At 72.3% G+C, this 17,593-nt stretch carries 20 protein-coding genes and 2 pseudogenes; 10 read left to right on the forward strand and 12 right to left on the reverse strand.

The window, feature by feature from the left end; genetic code table 11:
* Nucleotides 1-28 precede the first annotated feature (28 nt).
* The 4 genes and pseudogenes from ELX43_RS12990 to ELX43_RS18055 all read left to right on the forward strand — a co-directional run bounded on the left by ELX43_RS12990 (nucleotide 29) and on the right by ELX43_RS18055 (nucleotide 3,564).
* A pseudogene (locus ELX43_RS12990) lies at nucleotides 29-1,179 on the forward strand (ATP-binding cassette domain-containing protein).
* A complete protein-coding gene (locus ELX43_RS12995; protein ID WP_346773852.1) occupies nucleotides 1,176-1,880 on the forward strand; it encodes an ABC transporter permease subunit in 705 nt (234 codons plus the stop codon). Before ELX43_RS12990 ends, ELX43_RS12995 begins: the two are co-directional and overlap by 4 nt.
* Complete coding sequence (locus ELX43_RS13000; protein ID WP_127783795.1) at nucleotides 1,877-2,620, forward strand: ABC transporter permease; 744 nt, start codon at nucleotides 1,877-1,879, stop codon at nucleotides 2,618-2,620. The genes ELX43_RS12995 and ELX43_RS13000 overlap by 4 nt, the downstream gene beginning before the upstream one ends.
* Nucleotides 2,617-3,564, forward strand: coding sequence for a glycine betaine ABC transporter substrate-binding protein (locus ELX43_RS18055; RefSeq protein WP_127783796.1), 948 nt, complete (start codon nucleotides 2,617-2,619; stop codon nucleotides 3,562-3,564). Before ELX43_RS13000 ends, ELX43_RS18055 begins: the two co-directional genes overlap by 4 nt.
* 119 nt (nucleotides 3,565-3,683) lie before the next feature.
* Here ELX43_RS18055 and ELX43_RS13010 read toward each other — a convergent pair whose 3' ends face one another.
* Both ELX43_RS13010 and ELX43_RS13015 read right to left on the reverse strand, forming a co-directional pair.
* A complete protein-coding gene (locus ELX43_RS13010; protein WP_127783797.1) occupies nucleotides 3,684-4,070 on the reverse strand; it encodes an excalibur calcium-binding domain-containing protein in 387 nt (128 codons plus the stop codon).
* A gap of 262 nt (nucleotides 4,071-4,332) precedes the next feature.
* Nucleotides 4,333-5,547 carry a malic enzyme-like NAD(P)-binding protein gene (locus ELX43_RS13015; RefSeq protein ID WP_241248945.1) on the reverse strand — a complete coding sequence of 405 codons (1,215 nt, stop codon included), beginning with the start codon at nucleotides 5,545-5,547 and terminating at the stop codon, nucleotides 4,333-4,335.
* A gap of 264 nt (nucleotides 5,548-5,811) precedes the next feature.
* On the opposite strand from ELX43_RS13015, the gene rfbC reads away from it, so the two are divergent.
* Nucleotides 5,812-6,417, forward strand: a complete 606-nt coding sequence (rfbC, locus tag ELX43_RS13020; protein ID WP_127783799.1) for a dTDP-4-dehydrorhamnose 3,5-epimerase — start codon at nucleotides 5,812-5,814, stop codon at nucleotides 6,415-6,417.
* On the opposite strand, the gene ELX43_RS13025 is transcribed toward rfbC, so the two are convergent.
* On the reverse strand, nucleotides 6,414-6,749 hold the full coding sequence (locus ELX43_RS13025) for a S26 family signal peptidase (RefSeq protein WP_346773853.1): 336 nt from the start codon (nucleotides 6,747-6,749) through the stop codon (nucleotides 6,414-6,416). The two genes, rfbC and ELX43_RS13025, sit on opposite strands and share 4 nt — an antisense overlap.
* A gap of 81 nt (nucleotides 6,750-6,830) precedes the next feature.
* Here ELX43_RS13025 and sodN point away from each other — a divergent pair, with 81 nt between their 5' ends.
* Complete coding sequence (gene sodN, locus ELX43_RS13030; RefSeq protein WP_127783801.1) at nucleotides 6,831-7,247, forward strand: superoxide dismutase, Ni; 417 nt, start codon at nucleotides 6,831-6,833, stop codon at nucleotides 7,245-7,247.
* Nucleotides 7,248-7,366: 119 nt separating this feature from the next.
* On the opposite strand, the gene ELX43_RS13035 is transcribed toward sodN, so the two are convergent.
* Nucleotides 7,367-8,410, reverse strand: a complete 1,044-nt coding sequence (locus ELX43_RS13035; RefSeq protein WP_127783802.1) for a zinc-dependent alcohol dehydrogenase family protein — start codon at nucleotides 8,408-8,410, stop codon at nucleotides 7,367-7,369.
* A 127-nt stretch (nucleotides 8,411-8,537) separates the two neighbouring features.
* Between ELX43_RS13035 and ELX43_RS13040 the strand changes: the two genes are divergently transcribed.
* Nucleotides 8,538-9,176 carry an acid phosphatase gene (locus ELX43_RS13040; protein WP_127783803.1) on the forward strand — a complete coding sequence of 213 codons (639 nt, stop codon included), beginning with the start codon at nucleotides 8,538-8,540 and terminating at the stop codon, nucleotides 9,174-9,176.
* 25 nt (nucleotides 9,177-9,201) lie between these two features.
* Here ELX43_RS13040 and ELX43_RS13045 read toward each other — a convergent pair whose 3' ends face one another.
* Nucleotides 9,202-9,708 (reverse strand): hypothetical protein, encoded by a 507-nt coding sequence (locus tag ELX43_RS13045; protein ID WP_241248946.1) that lies wholly within the window; start codon nucleotides 9,706-9,708, stop codon nucleotides 9,202-9,204.
* 35 nt (nucleotides 9,709-9,743) lie between these two features.
* On the opposite strand from ELX43_RS13045, the pseudogene ELX43_RS13050 reads away from it, so the two are divergent.
* Nucleotides 9,744-10,696 (forward strand): annotated as a pseudogene (locus tag ELX43_RS13050) (diacylglycerol kinase family protein).
* 198 nt (nucleotides 10,697-10,894) lie between these two features.
* The gene (locus ELX43_RS13055; protein WP_127783804.1) at nucleotides 10,895-11,149 is read left to right on the forward strand and encodes a WhiB family transcriptional regulator; all 255 of its coding nucleotides are present in this window, start codon (nucleotides 10,895-10,897) and stop codon (nucleotides 11,147-11,149) included.
* A 251-nt stretch (nucleotides 11,150-11,400) separates the two neighbouring features.
* Here the strand turns inward: ELX43_RS13055 and ELX43_RS13060 are convergent, their stop codons facing one another.
* From ELX43_RS13060 to ELX43_RS13095, 7 genes are all read right to left on the reverse strand, one after another.
* A complete protein-coding gene (locus ELX43_RS13060) occupies nucleotides 11,401-11,592 on the reverse strand; it encodes a hypothetical protein (RefSeq protein WP_127783805.1) in 192 nt (63 codons plus the stop codon).
* Nucleotides 11,559-12,755 carry a histidine kinase N-terminal domain-containing protein gene (locus tag ELX43_RS13065; protein WP_127783806.1) on the reverse strand — a complete coding sequence of 399 codons (1,197 nt, stop codon included), beginning with the start codon at nucleotides 12,753-12,755 and terminating at the stop codon, nucleotides 11,559-11,561. The genes ELX43_RS13060 and ELX43_RS13065 overlap by 34 nt, the downstream gene beginning before the upstream one ends.
* A 40-nt stretch (nucleotides 12,756-12,795) precedes the next feature.
* A complete protein-coding gene (locus tag ELX43_RS13070) occupies nucleotides 12,796-13,011 on the reverse strand; it encodes a biotin/lipoyl-binding carrier protein (protein WP_127783807.1) in 216 nt (71 codons plus the stop codon).
* A gap of 295 nt (nucleotides 13,012-13,306) precedes the next feature.
* A complete protein-coding gene (rsrA, locus tag ELX43_RS13080) occupies nucleotides 13,307-13,642 on the reverse strand; it encodes a mycothiol system anti-sigma-R factor (protein ID WP_127783808.1) in 336 nt (111 codons plus the stop codon).
* A complete protein-coding gene (locus ELX43_RS13085; RefSeq protein WP_241249922.1) occupies nucleotides 13,639-14,286 on the reverse strand; it encodes a sigma-70 family RNA polymerase sigma factor in 648 nt (215 codons plus the stop codon). The genes rsrA and ELX43_RS13085 overlap by 4 nt, the downstream gene beginning before the upstream one ends.
* Before the next feature lie 303 nt (nucleotides 14,287-14,589).
* Complete coding sequence (locus tag ELX43_RS13090; protein ID WP_127783810.1) at nucleotides 14,590-15,513, reverse strand: DUF5996 family protein; 924 nt, start codon at nucleotides 15,511-15,513, stop codon at nucleotides 14,590-14,592.
* 69 nt (nucleotides 15,514-15,582) lie between these two features.
* Nucleotides 15,583-16,227 carry an alpha/beta family hydrolase gene (locus ELX43_RS13095; RefSeq protein WP_241248947.1) on the reverse strand — a complete coding sequence of 215 codons (645 nt, stop codon included), beginning with the start codon at nucleotides 16,225-16,227 and terminating at the stop codon, nucleotides 15,583-15,585.
* Nucleotides 16,228-16,301: 74 nt separating this feature from the next.
* On the opposite strand from ELX43_RS13095, the gene aroA reads away from it, so the two are divergent.
* Nucleotides 16,302-17,588: a 3-phosphoshikimate 1-carboxyvinyltransferase gene (gene aroA / locus ELX43_RS13100; protein ID WP_127783811.1), complete on the forward strand. Its 1,287-nt coding sequence runs from the start codon at nucleotides 16,302-16,304 to the stop codon at nucleotides 17,586-17,588.
* Nucleotides 17,589-17,593 lie beyond the last annotated feature (5 nt).

Genomic DNA, 17,593 nt, shown 5'->3' on the forward strand with positions numbered 1-17,593 from the left:
GTGTGCGCCCAACGGAAGTGATCGTCTGATGATCCGGTTCGACTCCGTGACCAAGACCTTCCCCGACGGCACCACCGCCGTCGGTGGCCTCAGCCTGACGGCTCCCTCCGGACAGATCACCGTCCTGGTGGGCCCGTCCGGCTGTGGCAAGACCACCTCGCTGCGGATGGTCAACCGGATGGTGGAGCGCACCAGCGGCACCATCTGGCTGGACGAGCGCGACACCGCCGACATCGCCCCCACCGAGCTGCGCCGCGGGATGGGCTACGTCATCCAGGAGGCCGGGCTGTTCCCCGCACCGCACCGGTGCTGGACAACGTCGCCTCGGTGCCCATGCTGCTGGGGGTGCGCCGGCGCCAGGCCCGCCTGGACGCGGCGGAGCTGTTGGAGCGGGTGGGCCTGGACGCCGGGTTCGGCGGCCGCTACCCCGCCCAGCTCTCCGGCGGCCAGCGCCAGCGGGTGGGCGTGGCCCGGGCCCTGGCGGCCGATCCCCCGGTGATGCTGATGGACGAGCCGTTCAGCGCCGTGGACCCGGTGGTGCGCGAGCAGCTGCAGCAGGAGTTCCTGCGGCTGCAGGGTGAGCTGGGCAAGACCATCATCTTCGTCACCCACGACATCGACGAGGCGATCAAGCTGGGCGACCAGGTGGCGGTGCTGCGGGTGGGGGCGCGCCTGGCCCAGCTGGGCCTCCCCCGCTGAGCTGCTGGCCCGCCCGGCCGACCCGTTCGTGGCCGGCTTCCTGGGCCGCGACCGCGCGGCTACCGGGCGCTGGGCTTCGCCGCTGCCGGCGAGCTGGCCCTCACCGAGGAAGCCGTGGTGGCCCTGGGCGCGCCCACGGCGGCGGCCCGCGACAGTGCCCGCGACGGCTGGGTGCTGGTGACCGACGAGCAGGGACGCCCGCAGGGCTGGCTGGACGTGCGCACCACCCACACCACCACCGTCACCGCCGACCTGCTCAACCTCAGCGGCACGCTGGCCACCCCGTCGGCCACGCTGCGCGAGACCCTGGACGCGGCGCTGTCCTCCCCCAGCGGGCGCGGCGTGGTGGTCGACGGCGACAGCCGCCTGCTCGGCACGGTGACCACCTCCGAGGTGGTGGCGCGCATCGAGGAGCAGACCCGGAGCCGTGCCGCCGTCGACCGGCAGGGCTGTGCCGACCAGGCGATGACCGCCCCGTGACCACCCACGAGGTGAGCGCCGCGGGCCCCGGGTCCTCGCCGCTGCAGTTCTGGAGCTACTTCACCGACCACCGCCCGGAGGTGCTGGGCTGGCTGGCCGACCACGCGTGGCTGTCGGTGCTGCCGGTGGTGGTGGGCCTGCTCGTGGCGCTGCCGCTGGGGTGGCTCGCCCAGCGCTACCGCTGGCTGTACACGCCGCTGCTGACCACGACGGGGCTGTTCTACACCATCCCCTCCATCGCGCTGTTCGTGCTGGTGCCGCCGCTGCTGGGCCTGCAGAGCCTGGACCCGCTGCAGGTGCCCATCGCGCTGTCGGTGTACTCCACCGCCCTGCTGGTGCGGGTGGTCGCCGACGGGCTGCGCTCGGTGCCCGAGGAGGTCAACCTCGCCGCCACCGCCATCGGCTACGGCCGCGCCCGCCGGCTGGCCACCGTGGAGCTGCCCATCGCCGCACCGGTGATCATCGCCGGCCTGCGGGTGGTCACGGTGTCCAACGTCAGCATGGTGGCCATCGCGGGCACCATCGGCATGGCCAACCTGGGCCAGCTGTTCGTGGTCGGCTTCCAGCTGTCCACCCCGGACCCCTACTACCCACCCATCGTGCTGGGCATCGGGCTGTGCGTGCTGCTCGCCCTGGCCCTCGACGCGGCGCTGGTGCTGCTCACCCGCGTGCTCACCCCGTGGCGGAGGGCGGTCGCATGATCGGCGACGTGCTCACCTGGCTCAACGACCCGTCGCACTGGCGCGGCACCTACGCGATGACCGGCATCACCGACCAGCTGGTCGCGCACGTGCGCTTCTCCGTGATCGCCGTGGTGATCGCGCTGGTCGTGGCGCTGCCGCTGGGGCTGGCCATCGGCCACACCGGACGGGCCACCTGGCTGGTCACCGCGGCCAACGCCCTGCGGGCCCTGCCCAGCGTGGGGGTGCTGGTGCTGCTGACCATCGTCATCTCGCCGCACTTCCAGGGCCGCACCGACACCGGCTTCGTCATCCCCACCGAGATCGTGCTGGTGCTGCTGGCGGTGCCCCCGATCCTGTCCAACACCTGCGCGGGCGTGCAGAGCGTCAGCCCCGCCGCCCGCGACGCCGCCGTGGGCATGGGCATGACGCCCTGGCAGGTGCTGCGGCAGGTGGAGCTGCCGTGCAGCCTGCCGCTGATCTACTCCGGGCTGCGCGCAGCCACCCTGCAGGTGATCGCCACCGCGACCATCGCCTCCTACGTCACCCTGGGCGGGCTGGGCCGGTTCATCTACGACGGCCTGGCCCAGCAGGACTTCCCGCAGATGATCAGCGGCGGCGTGCTGGTGGCCGCGCTGGCCCTGCTCGCCGAGCTGCTCCTCACCCTGGTGCAGCGCTGCACCGTCTCCCGCGGCATCTCCGGCCGGTTCCGCCGCACCCCCACCACCCGCACGTCCGTCCTCACCACAGGAGAGCAATGAAACGCACCATCCTCGCCACGACCGCTGCCGTCGCCCTGGTCTCGCTGGTCACCGCCTGCGGCGCCGACAGCTCCACCGACGATCCCGCCGCCGCCCCTGGCGCGTCGGACACCATCGCCAGCACCATGATCCTGGGCGGGCCGGCGGAGTTCCAGACCCGCAGCGACGGCGTGCCCGGGCTGGCCGAGACCTACGGCGTCTCCTTCGCCAAGTACCAGGTGACCGACACCGGCGGCCCGGTGACGATCAACCAGCTCAAGAACGGCCAGATCGACGCCGCCGACCTGTTCTCCACCGACCCCTCCATCGCGGCCAACGACTTCGTGGTGCTCGCCGACCCCAAGAACAACTTCGCCGCGGAGAACGTCGTCCCGGTGATCAACAAGAACAAGGTCACCCCCGGCGTCTCCAGCACCCTCAACGCCATCTCCGCCAAGCTGGACACCGAGGGGCTCAGCGCCGCGCTGGCCAAGGTGGTCACCGACAAGGCGAACCCGGCGGACGTGGCCAAGGAGTGGCTGCGCAGCAACGGTCTGGACAGCACCGGCACCGCCGCCCAGGGCACCAACCTCACGGTGGGCTCGGCCAACTTCCCGGAGAACGTGCTGCTGGCCACCATCTACACCCAGGCGCTGCAGGCGCAGGGCGCCGACATCAGCACCAGCTTCAGCATCGGCAGCCGGGAGAAGTACTTCCCCGGCCTGCAGGACGGCTCCATCGACCTGATCCCGGAGTACACCGGCTCCGCGCTGTCCTACCTGGACAAGGACGCCACCGCCACCAGCCCGGACGAGGTGTACGCCGCGCTGCAGAAGGCGCTGCCCGCCAGCCTGCAGGTGCTGGAGAAGTCCGCCGCCCAGGACGCCGACTGCATCGTGGTCACCCGGGCCACCGCGGAGAAGCACAACCTCAAGACCATCGCCGACCTGGCCAACAAGAAGTAGCACCACGCCGAACCCGAGCCGGGGGCTGCGCGAGATCGTCGCGCAGCCCCCGGCTCGAGTGGTCTCCAGGCCCTCGCCCGGGTGCTGGTCACCCAGTCGCAGGACTGGGCGCCGGCACCCTAGCGCGGCGCTCGGGTGGGCTGAGGCTGGGTGTCACACGCCCTTCCGTCCCGGTCGATGTCCAGGTCGGCACGGTAGGACGGATCCTTGCCCCGGATGAGGGGAGCCACGCCCTCGGCATAGACGTCGGCGCAGGTCCGGAACGTCGGCTTGGCCGGCACCGTGACGAACACCGTCGTCGGGCTCGGCGTGGGCTGAGCGCTCGGGGCCGGCGCCGGGGTGCTGCTGGCCAGGGGAGCCGGAGCGGGGCTGTGCGGCTCCTGCGCCGCGAGCAGGCCCACCACCACCAGCCCAGCAACGACGGTGGCCCCCAGAGCCAGCCAGCGCTTGCGGGGCGTCCGCGGCGTCCACCTCGTGCGTGGTCGGGCGGCGTGCTTGGCAGTCATGGTCAGCCCCTCCGTGCAGCGGTAGCGCCGGTCTCCCGCACATCCTCCCTGCCCTTTTTGCGCTCAGCAATCGCTTTGCCCATTACCGCGAGTCCATTGTGACTATTGGTAATTAGCAGTGACCTGTGTGTATTTCCAGGCGCCGATCGAGCCACTGCGACCACCCTGCGCAATGGTCAGTGAGCACCCCTCGCCATGGAAAAAGCAGCGTGAGCGACAACCATTCACCGGTGCCGGTGCCGGTGGACTCGGGACGGGTGGTCTAGGACACCGGTGCCGGGGCGACACCCTCGGCGATCGCCGCAGCAGCCACCGCGGCGGCCACGGCCGGCGCCACCCGGGGGTCGAGCGCGCTGGGCACGATGTGCTGGGCGTCCAGGTCGTCCCCGAGCACGTCGGTGATGGCCTGGGCGGCCGCGAGCTTCATCCCCTCGGTGATGCGCCGCGCACCGGAGTCCAGCGCCCCACGGAACACGCCGGGGAAGGCCAGCACGTTGTTGATCTGGTTGGGGAAGTCGCTGCGGCCGGTGGCGACCACCGCGGCGTGGCGGGCGGCCACGTCGGGGTGGATCTCCGGGGTGGGGTTGGACAGCGCGAACACGATCGCACCGGGGGCCATGGTGGCCACCAGCTCCTCGGCGACGGTGGCCGAGGACAGCCCCAGGAACACGTCGGCGCCGTGCAGCGCCTCGGCCAGGCCGCCAGTGCGCCCGGACGGGTTGCTGCGGACGGCCAGCCCGGCCTTGACCTCGTTCAGGTCGGTGCGACCGGGGTGCACGATGCCGCGCGAGTCGATGACCGTGACGTCGTCGATGCCCGCGGCCAGCAGGATCTCCGCGCAGGCGACGCCGGCGGCGCCGGCACCGGAGATGACCACCCGCAGGCTGGTCAGCTCCCGGTTGGTGGCGCGGGCGGCGCCGCGCAGGGCAGCCAGCACCACGATGGCGGTGCCGTGCTGGTCGTCGTGCATGACCGGGCAGTCCAGCGCCTCGACGAGGCGGCGCTCCAGCTCGAAGCAGCGCGGGGCGGAGACGTCCTCGAGGTTGACCGCGCCGAAGCTGGGGCGCAGCCGCACCAGCGTCTCCACGATCTCGTCGACGTCGGTGGTGTCGAGCACCAGCGGGATGGAGTTGAGGCCGGCGAAGCTCCTGAACAGCGCCGACTTGCCCTCCATCACCGGCAGCGACGCGCGGGGGCCGATGTCGCCCAGGCCGAGCACCGCGGTGCCGTCGCTGACCACCACGACCAGCCGCGACGCCCAGGTGTAGCGGTTGACCAGCTCAGGGTCGGTGGCGATGGCGCTGGACACCTTGGCCACGCCCGGGGTGTAGGCGATGGACAGCGAGCGGGCCGAGTCCAGCGGGGCGGTGGTCTGCACCGAGAGCTTGCCGCCCTCGTGCGCCAGGAAGATCTCCTCGTCCGTCACTACCTGCGTTCCCTGCTGGTCGGCGACGGGTGGGACAGAGGTGGTGGACACGGCGGGGCCTCCAGCAAGAGATGGCTGACAAGTGCACCTGCAGCTCAGTGGTGCCCCGTGCACCGGGTAGCGGCACGGGCAGCACGAGCAAGTGGCGATCGGCCAGTCGCGCAGGCGGCGCGGGTGCCGGGGACGGTCAGCCCACGATTGCGCCATTGTGGCACCGCCGCCACGGACGCCGCCAAGGGGCGGCGCGCACTGTGCAGTGCCTCACCCGGCGCGCGGCTGGGCGGTGCTGCAGCACCCGGCCGCTAGATTGAGCGCGTGAAGTCACGCGAGCTGCCCGTTGCGGGCGCATGGGAGTTCGAGCCCCCGGTGTTTCCCGACGACCGCGGGCACTTCGTGGCCCCGTTCCAGGCGGAGGCCTTCGTGGAGGCCGTCGGGCACAGCCTCACCGTCGCCCAGACCAACCACAGCGTCTCCCGCCGTGGGGTGGTGCGCGGTGTGCACTTCGCCGACGTGCCCCCGGGCCAGGCCAAGTACGTGTACTGCGCCAACGGCAGCCTGCTGGACGTGATCGTGGACGTGCGCACCGACTCCCCCACCTTCGGCCAGCACACCGCGGTGCTGCTGGAGGCCCGGCGCGGCAACGCGGTGTACCTCAGCGAGGGGCTGGGCCACGCCTTCGTCGCCCTCGACGACGACACCGCGATGGTCTACCTGTGCTCCACCGGCTACAACCCCACCGGCGAGCGCGGCGTGAACCCGCTCGACCCCGCGCTGGCGCTGCCGTGGCCGGCCGAGCTCGACCTGGTGCTCTCCGACAAGGACCGCGACGCCCCGACGCTGGAGCAGGCGCGCGCCGCCGGCGAGCTCCCCACCATGGCGGCGTGCGCACAGCGGCGCAGCGACCTGCTCGACCGGGCCTAGCCCCGCGGCTGCCCCGCCCGCAGCCGCTGCGGGCGGGGCCACAGCCGCACCGGCACCGTCCCCACCACCCGCGCGGGGCCGAGGGCGCGGGAGTCGGTGGATCCGTAGGAGTTGTCGCCGAGGACGTGCCAGGTGCCGTCCGGCAGCCGGGTGCGGGCCCGCTTGACCGACAGCTGCTCCGGACGGGCGTCCCAGCGCACCAGCACCACCATCCCTGGGCGGGCCCGGGCGCCGAGGCGGGCCAGCACCACGTCGCCGTCGGCGAGCGTCGGTGACATGGAGGGCCCGCGCACCAGCACCCGACGCGGAAGCCAACCCGGTAGTGCCGTCACTGAGCGGCTTCCTTTCTGCTGCTTGTTGATCGCGCGAGTAAGGTTTGTCCGGTCGAAGCATCACAAACTCTAGGAGGACACATGGGTTTCCTGTCCCGTCTCGTCCGCCCCGCACTGGAGGCCACCGCACACTGCGACCTCCCGTGTGGTGTGTACGACCCCGCGCAGGCTCGCATCGAGGCCGAGTCGGTCAAGGCGATCCAGGAGAAGTACCAGGGCAACGACGACCCGTCGTTCCGTGAGCGCGCGCTGCTCATCAAGGAGCAGCGGGCCGACCTGGTCAAGCACCACCTCTGGGTGCTCTGGACGGACTACTTCAAGCCGCCGCACTTCGAGAAGTACCCGGAGCTGCACGAGCTGTTCAACAAGGCCACCAAGAAGGCGGGCGGCGGCGCGGGCGGCGTCAAGGCGTCGAACGACCCCACCACCGGCCAGGAGCTGCTCGACCAGATCGCGGAGATCGACCGCATCTTCTGGGAGACCAAGCAGGCTGCTTGATCCTGGGCGGGTCAATCCCGCCCGGTGAGCACACGGCCCCGACCCGCGCACACGCGCGGATCGGGGCCGTCGTGCGTCCGCGGACCAGCAGGTCGGCAGGCCCCGGCGGGCCGGGGTCGCTAGGACCGGCTCAGCACCACCTTGAGCGCTCCCGTCTCCTCCGGCCGGGAGAACACGTCGTAGGCCGCCATGAACTCCGACATCGGGAAGCGGTGGGTCACCATCTCGGTCACCCCGAGCCTGCCGTTCTCGAGCAGCCGCAGCAGGGTGGGGGTGGAGTAGGCGTCCACCAGGCCCGTGGTGATGGTGACGTCCTTGATCCACAGGTCCTGCAGGGCCAGGGACACCGGTGAGCCGTGCACCCCGACGTTGGCCACGTGCCCGCCGGCGCGCACCAGCTGGGTGGCCAGCTCGAAGGTCGCCGGCACGCCCACCGCCTCCACGGCGACGTGCGCGCCGAGCCCGTCGGTGAGCTCCAGCACCCGCGCGAGCGCGTCCTCGGTACCGTTGTTGATCACCTCGTCGGCACCGAAGCGCCGGGCGGCCTCCAGCCGGGTGTCAGCCAGGTCGAGAGCGATGATGCGCGCGGGGCTGAGCAGCCGCGCCCCGAGGATGGTGGCCAGCCCGATGGGTCCGGCGCCCACCACCACCACGGTGTCGCCGGGGTTGACCTGCCCGTTGAGCACGCCGACCTCGTAGCCGGTGGGGATGATGTCGGCCAGCATCAGCAGCTGTTCGTCGGTGACGCTGGGCGGCGCCGAGTAGGTGGAGGTGTCCACGAAGGGCACCCGCAGCAGCTCCGCCTGGGTGCCGTCGATCTTGTGGCCCAGGATCCACCCGCCGCCCCCGAGGCACTGCCCGTAGCGGCTCTGCCGGCAGTACGGGCACACCCCGCAGGCGGTGATGCAGGAGACCAGCACCCGCTCGCCAACCTTGGTGTTGCGCACCCCGGGGCCGACCTCCACCACCGTGCCGACGGCCTCGTGCCCGAGGATGCGCCCGTCCACCACCGCCGGGACGTCACCGCCGAGGATGTGCAGGTCGGTGCCGCAGATCGTGACGGTGTCCACCTGGACGATCGCGTCCCCGTCGGCTCTGATGGAGGGTGCCTCCGCCTCCTCCCACGCCTTCTTGCCTGGACCGTGGTAGACGACTGCGTACATCCCGACCTCCTCTGCCCCGCCCCCGTCACCTCGAGGGTAGGTCGGCTCGGCGAGGGCCCGCGCCGCTGGCGAGCGCCGTGCGCGGTCCCGGTCCGCGAGCACCGACCGGGCACGGCACCATGGGGCCATGAGCCCGCCGGCACCCCCCTCTTCCCCAGCCGCTGCCAGCGAGCCGCAGGAGGGCGGCCCTGGACAGGTCTTCCTGCTCCGGCACGGACAGACCGAGTGGTCGGAGTCGGGCCAGCACACCGGGCGCACCGACGTGCCGCTCACGGACGCCGGCCGCGAGCAGGCGTCGCGCCTGGTGGGGCTGCTGGCCGCCCAGCACCTCACCGACCCGTTCGTGATGTCCAGCCCGCGTCGACGCGCCCTGGACACCGCACGGCTGGCCGGGCTCACCGTGGCGGAGACGACCCACCTGCTGGCCGAGTGGGACTACGGCGACTACGAGGGCCGCACGTCCGAGGAGATCCAGCAGGAGGTGCCGGGCTGGACGCTGTGGACCCACGACACCCCCGCCGGCGAGCGTCCCGGTGCCGTGCAGGAGCGCGCCGACGCGGTGCTGGCGCGGGCCCGGGAGCTCATCACGCACCGGGACGTGGTGCTGGTGGGTCACGGACACTTCTCCCGCGTGCTCATGGCCCGCTGGATCGGGCTGCCGGTGACCGCCGGCGTGCACTTCGCGCTGTCACCCGGCGGGCTGGCCATCCTCGGCCACGACCACGGCTATCCCCGGCTGGCGGCGATGAACGTGACCCCGCCCTGAGCGTCGGGGGCGGGCGGGACGTTGCTCAGTCGTCCTCGTGAGCCAGCCCGAACTGCTCGGCCGACCACGCCTGGGAGGGTGCGCACAGCAGCAGCGCGAGGGTGCCCAGCACCACCGCGCCGAGGACCAGGCCGAGCGCCACCTGGTGGGAGTCGGTGAGCAGCGACCAGGCCACCGGCAGCAGCAGCACCTCCATGACGATGCCGGGCCCGCGCCCGCCGCGCCTGGACTGCACCAGCGTCACCCCGATGACCAGCACCCCGGCGCCGAGGACGGCGAACATCACCGCGGTGCCGTAACCGAGGGTGGTGGACTGGAAGTGTCCCAGCACGGTGCGCACGGCCAGCACCACCGCGAGGACCAGCGCGACGGCCGCCTGCACACCGAGCGCCACGCCGCCGGCCCGGATGGTCCACGGGGCGGTCAGCGAGCCGGTGCTCGGCTCAGGCGCGGGCGCCCCACGGCGGGGCGCCCTTCGGGCTCCACGAGCGCTGCGGGACTCCCACGAGGTGTTCGAGCTGCCATCGGCCACCCCTCCAGGTTAGGGCACCCGTATTCTTCACCGCTGTGCGCGCACTCCTGGTTGTGAACCCCAACGCAACAACCGCGAGCGCAGCCGCCCGCACCGTGCTGACCAGTGCGTTGTCCAGCCGGCTGGACCTGACGGTGGCGCACACCGACCGGCGCGGGCACGCCACCGAGCTCGCCGAGGCCGCCCGCCGGGACGGCATGGACCTGGTGGTGGTGCTCGGCGGCGACGGCACCCTCAACGAGGTGGTCAACGGCCTCCTCGGCCCGCCCGCCCAGCACGACGACGCCCGCGGCACCCACCGGCCCGCCCTGGCGGTGGTGCCCGGTGGTTCGGCCAACGTCTTCGCCAAGGCGCTGGGCATCTCCACCGACCCCATCGAGGCCACCGAGCAGCTCCTCGAGGCCATCACCGCAGGACACCGGCGCTCGCTTGGCCTGGGCCACACCGAGGACCGCTGGTTCCTGCTCAACGCCGGGCTGGGCTGGGACGCGGAGGTGGTGCACACCGTGGAGGGCCACCGCGGCAACGGCAAGCCCCGCGACCCCCCTGCGCTACGTGTGGTCGGCTGTGCGCCACTACTTCAGCGCCAAGCACCATGCGCCCGCGCTGTCCGCGCAGATCGGTGACGCGGCCCCGGTGAACGGCTTGCACGTGGTGATCGTCACAAATTCCGACCCGTGGACGTACTGGGGAAACCATCCAGTTCGGACCAATCCCGGAACGACCTTCGCGAGCGGTCTGGGGGTGTTCGCGCTGCAGAGCCTGCGGTGGCCGACCCTCGCCCGAGTGGTGCCCCAGATGCTCACCCGCCGAGGCAGTCCCCGGGCGCGTCGGCTGCTCCGCGGAGGACGACGTGCCCACCGTGCGGGTGTGGTGCGAGGAGCCCACCGCGCTCCAGCTGGACGGCGACTACCTGGGCCTTCACGACAAGGTCTTCTTCAGCACAGTCGCGGACGCAGTGCAAGTGCTGGTACAACCGAACAGGTAGAACCGCTATGGCGAAACGTGCGTGTTCACTGTTGGTCACATGATCGTGACATGCAGCACGACCGGATCCGAAACTCTTGACATCGGACTGGTTCGTGAAAGCATTCACAAGCAACAGCCCAGATTCCCTTGGGCGTTCGAACACCCACGCCGCCCAAACGAAACGGCGCACACACGCGCGCCCAGCAAGGAGCTAGAGATGGATTGGCGCCACAAGGCGATCTGTCGTGACGAGGACCCAGAGCTGTTCTTTCCGGTTGGAAACAGTGGCCCTGCCCTTGCCCAGATCGCTGACGCGAAGGTGGTCTGCCGCCGCTGTCCAGTGATGTCCGACTGCCTGGCCTGGGCCCTGGAGTCCGGCCAGGACGCCGGCGTCTGGGGTGGCATGAGCGAGGACGAGCGCCGCGCGCTCAAGCGCCGCAACGCCCGCACCCGCGCGCGCACCGGAGCCTGACCGCTCCCCACCCAGCACGGCACGCTGGTCCCCCGCGGACCTGGCCACTGCGCTTCGACGAAACCGGCTCGCACCCACAGGGTGCGGGCCGGTTTCGTCGTGCAGGAGCCCCACCTACCGCCCGCGGTGGGTCACCGGGACGCGCAGCTGCGCCACCGTGCCGCCGTCGTCGCCGGGGACGCAGCTGCAGCGACCCGCCCAGCTCGGCGTCCACCAGGGTGCGCACGATCTCCAGGCCCAGCCCCCCACCGCTACCCAGGGTGAACCCGGGGGGCAGCCCCACGCCGTCGTCGCACCACCTGCACCTGCAGCCAGCCGGCTGAGCGCTCCGCCCGCACCACCACCCGGCCGGCCGCACCCGGTGCAAACGCGTGCTCCATGGCGTTCTGCACCAGCTCGGCGAGCACCATCACCAGCGGAGTGGCCAGCTCGGCGGCCAGCACCCCCCAGGCTGCCCTCCCGGCGCAGGCTGACGGCGTTGTTGAGCGAGGCGACGTCGGCCATCATCGGCACCAGCCGGTCGATGACGTCGTCCAGGTCGACCCGCTCGTCCACCGACATCGACAGCGTGTCGTGCACCAGTGCGATGGAGGCGACCCGGCGCACGGACTCGGTGAGCGCGGTGCGCACCTCGGCGTTGTCCGAGCGCCGCGCCTGCAGCCGGAGCAGCGCAGCCACCGTCTGCAGGTTGTTCTTCACCCGGTGGTGGATCTCCCGGATGGTGGCGTCCTTGCTGAGCAGGGCACGGGTCCCGGCTGCGCACCTCGGTGACGTCGCGCCACCAGCACCAGCGCCCCCCTGGGCACCCCGTGGGGGCGCAGCGGCAGCGGCGCGCAGCAGCACGGTGGCACCGGCGGGCGTCCGCCTCGATCCGCAGCGACGCATCACCGGCCAGCGCGGAGCGGATGCGCTGCACCACCTCCTCGGCGTCGAAGGGGTCGGTGATCAGTGTCCGGGTGACCTGGGCCAGGTCGGTGCCGACCAGCTCGGTGGGCAGACCCATCCGGTGGTAGGCCGACAGCGCGGTTGGGGCTGGCGTAGAGCACCAGGCCGGTCGGCTCCAGCCGGATGACACCGTCGGCCCGCGCGTGGGCTGGTGTGGATGTCGGCCGCGGTGCCGGGCGCGGGGAACGTCCCGTCCGCGATCATCTGGCACAGCTCCGCGGCGCCCTGCAGGTAGGCGGTCTCCAGCGGGCTGGGACCGGCGGGACGGTCGGCCCGGTTGGTGTCCCGGCTGAGCACCGCGACCACCTGGCCGCCGAAGGTCACCGGGCACCGCGGACCCGCCGCAGCGAGATGCCCTCGTGCTCGTGCGGCTGGTCCTCGGCGAGCACCCGGCGCTCGGCCATCGCCGCACGCAGCTGCTCGCGCTCGGGTGGCCGCAGCACGGTGCACGGCCGGCGTCTACCGGGTAGGAGGTGTGCGCGGTGGTCGGGCGCACCTGGGCCACGCAGAGCAGCCCCTCGGGCACCGGCACCCACAGGCGGTAGTCGGCGAAGGACAGGTCAGCCAGCAGCTGCCACTCCCCGACCAGCTCCTGCAGGTGGTCTGCGGCCGCACCCGTCAGGCCGGTGTGCTCACCGAGGAGCTCGCTCAGGGTGGACATGGTCCGTCGTCAGCAGGTCAGTGGGGTGGTGGGCGCTTGCTCAGCCGAGGACGGCGAGCAGGTGCCCGGGCTGGACGTCGTCGCCCTCGGACACCTCCACGGAGGTCACCGTGCCGGCCTCTTCCGCCAGCACGGGGATCTCCATCTTCATCGACTCCAGGATCACCACGGTGTCCCCGGCGGCGAGCACGTCACCGACGGACACCGAGACCCGCCAGACCTTCGCAGGCAGCTCTGCGAGCACCTTCTCCGCCATCGGAAACCTCCTTGTAGACCTGCCCGATCAAACCACACGGCCCTGGGGCGACGGGCTGCGCCACAGCCGTGGGAGAATGAACCCACGAGCACTGGGCCCACCCAGCAGCCCCACCACTGAGGAGAAGTCATGGGAAAGCGTGGACGCAAGAAGCGTGACCGCAAGAAGAGTGCCGCCAACCACGGTAAGCGTCCCAACTCCTGAAGTTGCACGCACCGCGCACGCACGGCACAGGGCCCGTACCTCCACGGAGGTACGGGCCCTGTGCTGCGACAGCAGAGCTTGCGGCTGAGCCCTACTCGGCGCGCTCGGCGGAGCGCGGACGGGCGTCGTGCTCGTCGCTCACCACGGTCTCCTGGTAGGAGATCACCGTGGACTTCAGCGACACCACCAGGCGCTCGCGCAGCCCGGCCGGGGCGTGCTCGCCGCCGCACTTGCGGCTGAGCAACTTCTTCACCTGCTCCTCGATGCCGAACTCGTGCAGGCACGGGCTGCAGTCGTCGAGGTGTCGCTGCACCCGCTGACGGCCCTGCTCGTCGCACTCGCCGTCGAGGTAGAGGTAGACGTCGGCGAGCACGGTGGCGCAGTCGGCCTCGCCGCTGCCCGAGCACTGCGGGACCTCGGGGCTCATCGCGCCACCTCCTCGGGCTGGGGCACGTTGCTGAAGCCGCGGTCGCGGGCCACGTCGGCCAGCAGCCCGCGCAGCAGCTTGCGCCCGCGGTGCAGCCGGGACATCACCGTGCCGATGGGCGTGCCCATGATCTCGGCGATCTCCTTGTAGGCGAAGCCCTCCACGTCGGCGTAGTAGACCGCCATGCGGAAGTCCTCGGGCAACGACTGCAGCGCATCCTTGATGTCGGAGTCGGGCAGCCGGTCGAGCGCCTCCACCTCGGCGGAGCGCAACCCCCGCGAGGTGTGCTCGGCAGCGTCAGCAAGCTGCCAGTCGGTGATCTCGTCGGTGGGGTACTGCTGCGGCTGGCGCTGCTTCTTGCGGTAGCCGTTGATGTAGGCGTTGGTCAGGATGCGGTACATCCACGCCTTCAGGTTGGTCCCGGCACGGAACGAGTCGAACGCCGAGTACGCCTTGAGGTAGGCGTCCTGGACCAGGTCCTCGGCGTCGGCCGGGTTGCGGGTCATCCGCAGCGCGGCACCGTAGAGCTGGTCCAGCAGCGGCATGGCGTCGCGCTCGAACCGGGCGGTGCGCTCGTCCGGCGTCTCGGCCGCCTGGACCGCGGCGTCAGCGGCGTTCTGAGTGGTCGGTGGGGATGTGGGCAGTGCCACGACTCTCCTTCCCCCAGTGGGCTCGGGCCGTGAGAGCACGGCAGTAGGACCCTGGGTACCGGACCACGATACCGCGCCCCCGGCGGCGACGCGCTCACGCGCGCCCTGGTGGCCGAACACCCAGGGCTGCAGCGGAAGCACCCCCGCTGCCCCGATCGCCGGGTGGCTCTCGTGCACCGCACACTGCGTGCCCATACCGCTCCTCTGCTGTTCGACGCCGGCGGCCGGCCTCCGCTCCTGGCGCGAGCCGGGCCACCCTGTCGCCTCCACAACACCGGGCACCAGGGCCCTGTTCCCTCACCCCAGCCGGCGGTAGTCGCGCTCGAGCGCGGAACGGTCCCACCCGGCACCGTCGGCGGCGGCCTCGTAGGTGGTGCGCAGGAACTGCTGGAGCAGCTGGTCGGGATGCTCAGCAGTGCGCACCGCCTCGTAGGGCAGCAGGAACTGCTGCAGCTGCGCGTCGTAGGCCGCCTCGGCCGGGACCAGCGCGCTCGCGGCGAAGCCTGGCGGCTCCGGGTAGGCGTAGGAGTAGAACGCGCCCTCCTCGCCGCCGCCGGGCCAGAACCCGGCGCTGCTCACCTCGTGGGAGTAGGCCTCGACCATCACCCAGTCGGCGCAGTGTGGGGCGCCCCCGGGGTGTGTCGGCGCCGGGCGGCCGGAGAAGCGCGTGCAGGCCAGGTCGAGGGAGCCCCAGAACAGGTGCACCGGGCTGCACTTGCCGATGAACGACGAGCGGAACTGCTGCAGCGCCCGGTTGGCCCGCACCAGCTGCGCCCAGAACAGGTGCGCGGCCGCGGGGTCGTACTGGCTGTGCTGGTCGTCCTCGGCGAAGGGGATCGCCGGGTCCACCTCGTTGGGCGAGGCCTGGATCTGCGTGCCCAGGCCCAGCTCGTCCAGCGCCTGCATGGCCTGGGCGTAGAAGTCCGCCACCGGCTTGGGCTCGAGCGCCACCGAGCGGACCTGCCCGTCGCTGCTGCGCAGCAGCAGCTGGTGGTCGAAGAAGTCCAGCTCCATGTCGAACACCTTGTGTCCGTGGGGAACGGCCGAGGTGCTCAGCCCCCGGGCGGTGACGTAGAGCGGCACCTGCCACCAGTGGTTGACCATCGGCGCGTCCACCAGGCGCACCTTGCCCAGGATCTGGGTCCACATGTGCAGGGTGTCTCGGGTGGGCGTCCAGTCCGCCACCCGCAGGCTGGGCCACGGCACGCTGGGCTCGGGCAAGAGGACCTCCAGGGGCCGGGCGCGTCGCCTCCAGCATCGGCCGCTGCGGCGGCGACGGCAAGCGGGCCGCTACGGCCGCAGCAGCGTGGTCAGCCAGGTGCTCGCCGCCGCGGTGACCGCGGCCATGTCGCTGCTCAGGCTGTGGTTGCCCGCCACGGTGACCACCTCGCGGTTGCCGGCCGGCTCGGGCAGCCCGAACGGGTCGCGCAGCCCCTGCACCACCAGCACCGGGACCGTCACCGCGTCCAGCTCGGGCAGCCGCGTCTTGTCCGGCTTGCCCGGTGGGTGCAGCGGGAACGCCAGGCAGAGCACCCCCAGCGCACCGGCGTCCCCGGCCGTGCGACACGCCACCCGCGCACCCGAGGAGCGCCCACCCACCACCAGCGGCAGGTCGCGCAGCGGTCCCTCCCGCAGCTGCGTGAGCACGCTGAGCCAGGCGGTGTCGAGCTGCTTGGCCGGCGCCGGTGCGCGCCGCCCGGCCACCCGGTAGGGCTGCTCCACCAGCACCACGAGCACGTCCAGCTCCACCGCGGTGGCGGTGACCGCCCGCAGGTCGGCCGCGCTCACCCCGCCCCCGGCGCCGTGCCCGAGCACCAGCGCGGCCCGGGGCGGGCCCGCCGGGTGGTGCAGGTGCGCCCGGGCCGGCCCGTGCGGCGTCTCCAGCTCGGTGACCACGCTGGGCGTCGGGTCGTCGTCGTGCCGTGCTGTGTCCACCGGGTTGCCTCCGCCGTCCTGTGTCCGCCCGTGCGGGTCCGCCTCCGCCGACCCGCGTGCGCGATAATGATCCGGTGACTGCCGAGACGTCGTGGAGCGCCCCCCTGGCCGAGGGACCGGTGCACGCGACCGTCCGCGTGCCCGGGTCCAAGTCGATCACCAACCGCGCCCTGGTGCTGGCCGCGCTGGCCGACGGCCCCTCCCGGTTGGTGAACGCCCTGCACAGCCGGGACACCGACCTGATGGCACAGGCGCTGCGGGAGCTGGGCGCCACGGTGCAGACCGACCCGGACACCCACACCGACGTGGTCACCCCCGGCGAGCTGCGCGGGCCCGCCAGCATCGACTGCGGGCTGGCGGGCACCGTGATGCGCTTCCTGCCGCCGGTGGCCGCCCTGGCCCGTGGCGACGTGCACTTCGACGGCGACCCGCAGGCGCGGGTCCGGCCGATGGGCACCGTGCTGGACGCGCTCCGCCGCCTGGGCGCCGACGTGGCGGGCCACGAGCTGCCCTTCACCGTGCACGGCACCGGTGCGCTCGTCGGTGGCTCCGTCACCATCGACGCCTCGGCGTCCTCGCAGTTCGTCTCCGGGCTGCTGCTCACCGGCGCGCGCTGCACCGAGGGCATCACGGTGCGCCACGCCGGCGCACCGGTGCCCTCCCAGCCGCACATCGAGATGACCGTGGCCATGCTGCGCGAGGCCGGGGTGACGGTGGACGACTCCGAGCCCGACGTGTGGCGGGTGGCTCCCGGTCCCATCGCCGCCCGCACCTGGGAGGTGGAGCCGGACCTGTCCAACGCCGCGCCGTTCCTGGCCGCCGCCGCGGTCACCGGTGGGCGGGTGCACGTGCCCGGCTGGCCCACCAGCACCACCCAGGCCGGCGACCGCTTCCGGGACGTGCTGGAGCAGATGGGGGCCGCCGTCACCCACGCCGACGGCGGGCTCACGGTGCAGGGCCCGCAGCAGCTGCAGGGCATCGACATCGACCTGCACGACGTAGGCGAGCTCGCCCCCACCGTGGCGGCGCTGGCGGTGCTGGCACAGGGCCCGTCCTGCCTGCGGGGCATCGCGCACCTGCGCGGGCACGAGACCGACCGGCTGGAGGCGCTGAGCACCGAGCTGACCGCCCTGGGCGCCACGGTGGAGCAGACCACCGACGGGCTGCACATCACCGGCGGGGACCTGCGCGCCCCCGACCGGCCGTGGCACGCCTACGCCGACCACCGGATGGCCACCGCCGGCGCGGTGGTGGGCCTGGTGGTGGACGGCCTGCGGGTGGACGACGTGGCCAGCACCGACAAGACGCTGCCGGGCTTCGCCGGCCTGTGGCAGGACATGCTCGCGGGAGGTTTGTCCTGAGCAAG

Origin of the sequence: Rhodococcus sp. X156 (assembly GCF_004006015.1) — a bacterium.
Lineage (GTDB): Bacteria > Actinomycetota > Actinomycetes > Mycobacteriales > Mycobacteriaceae > X156.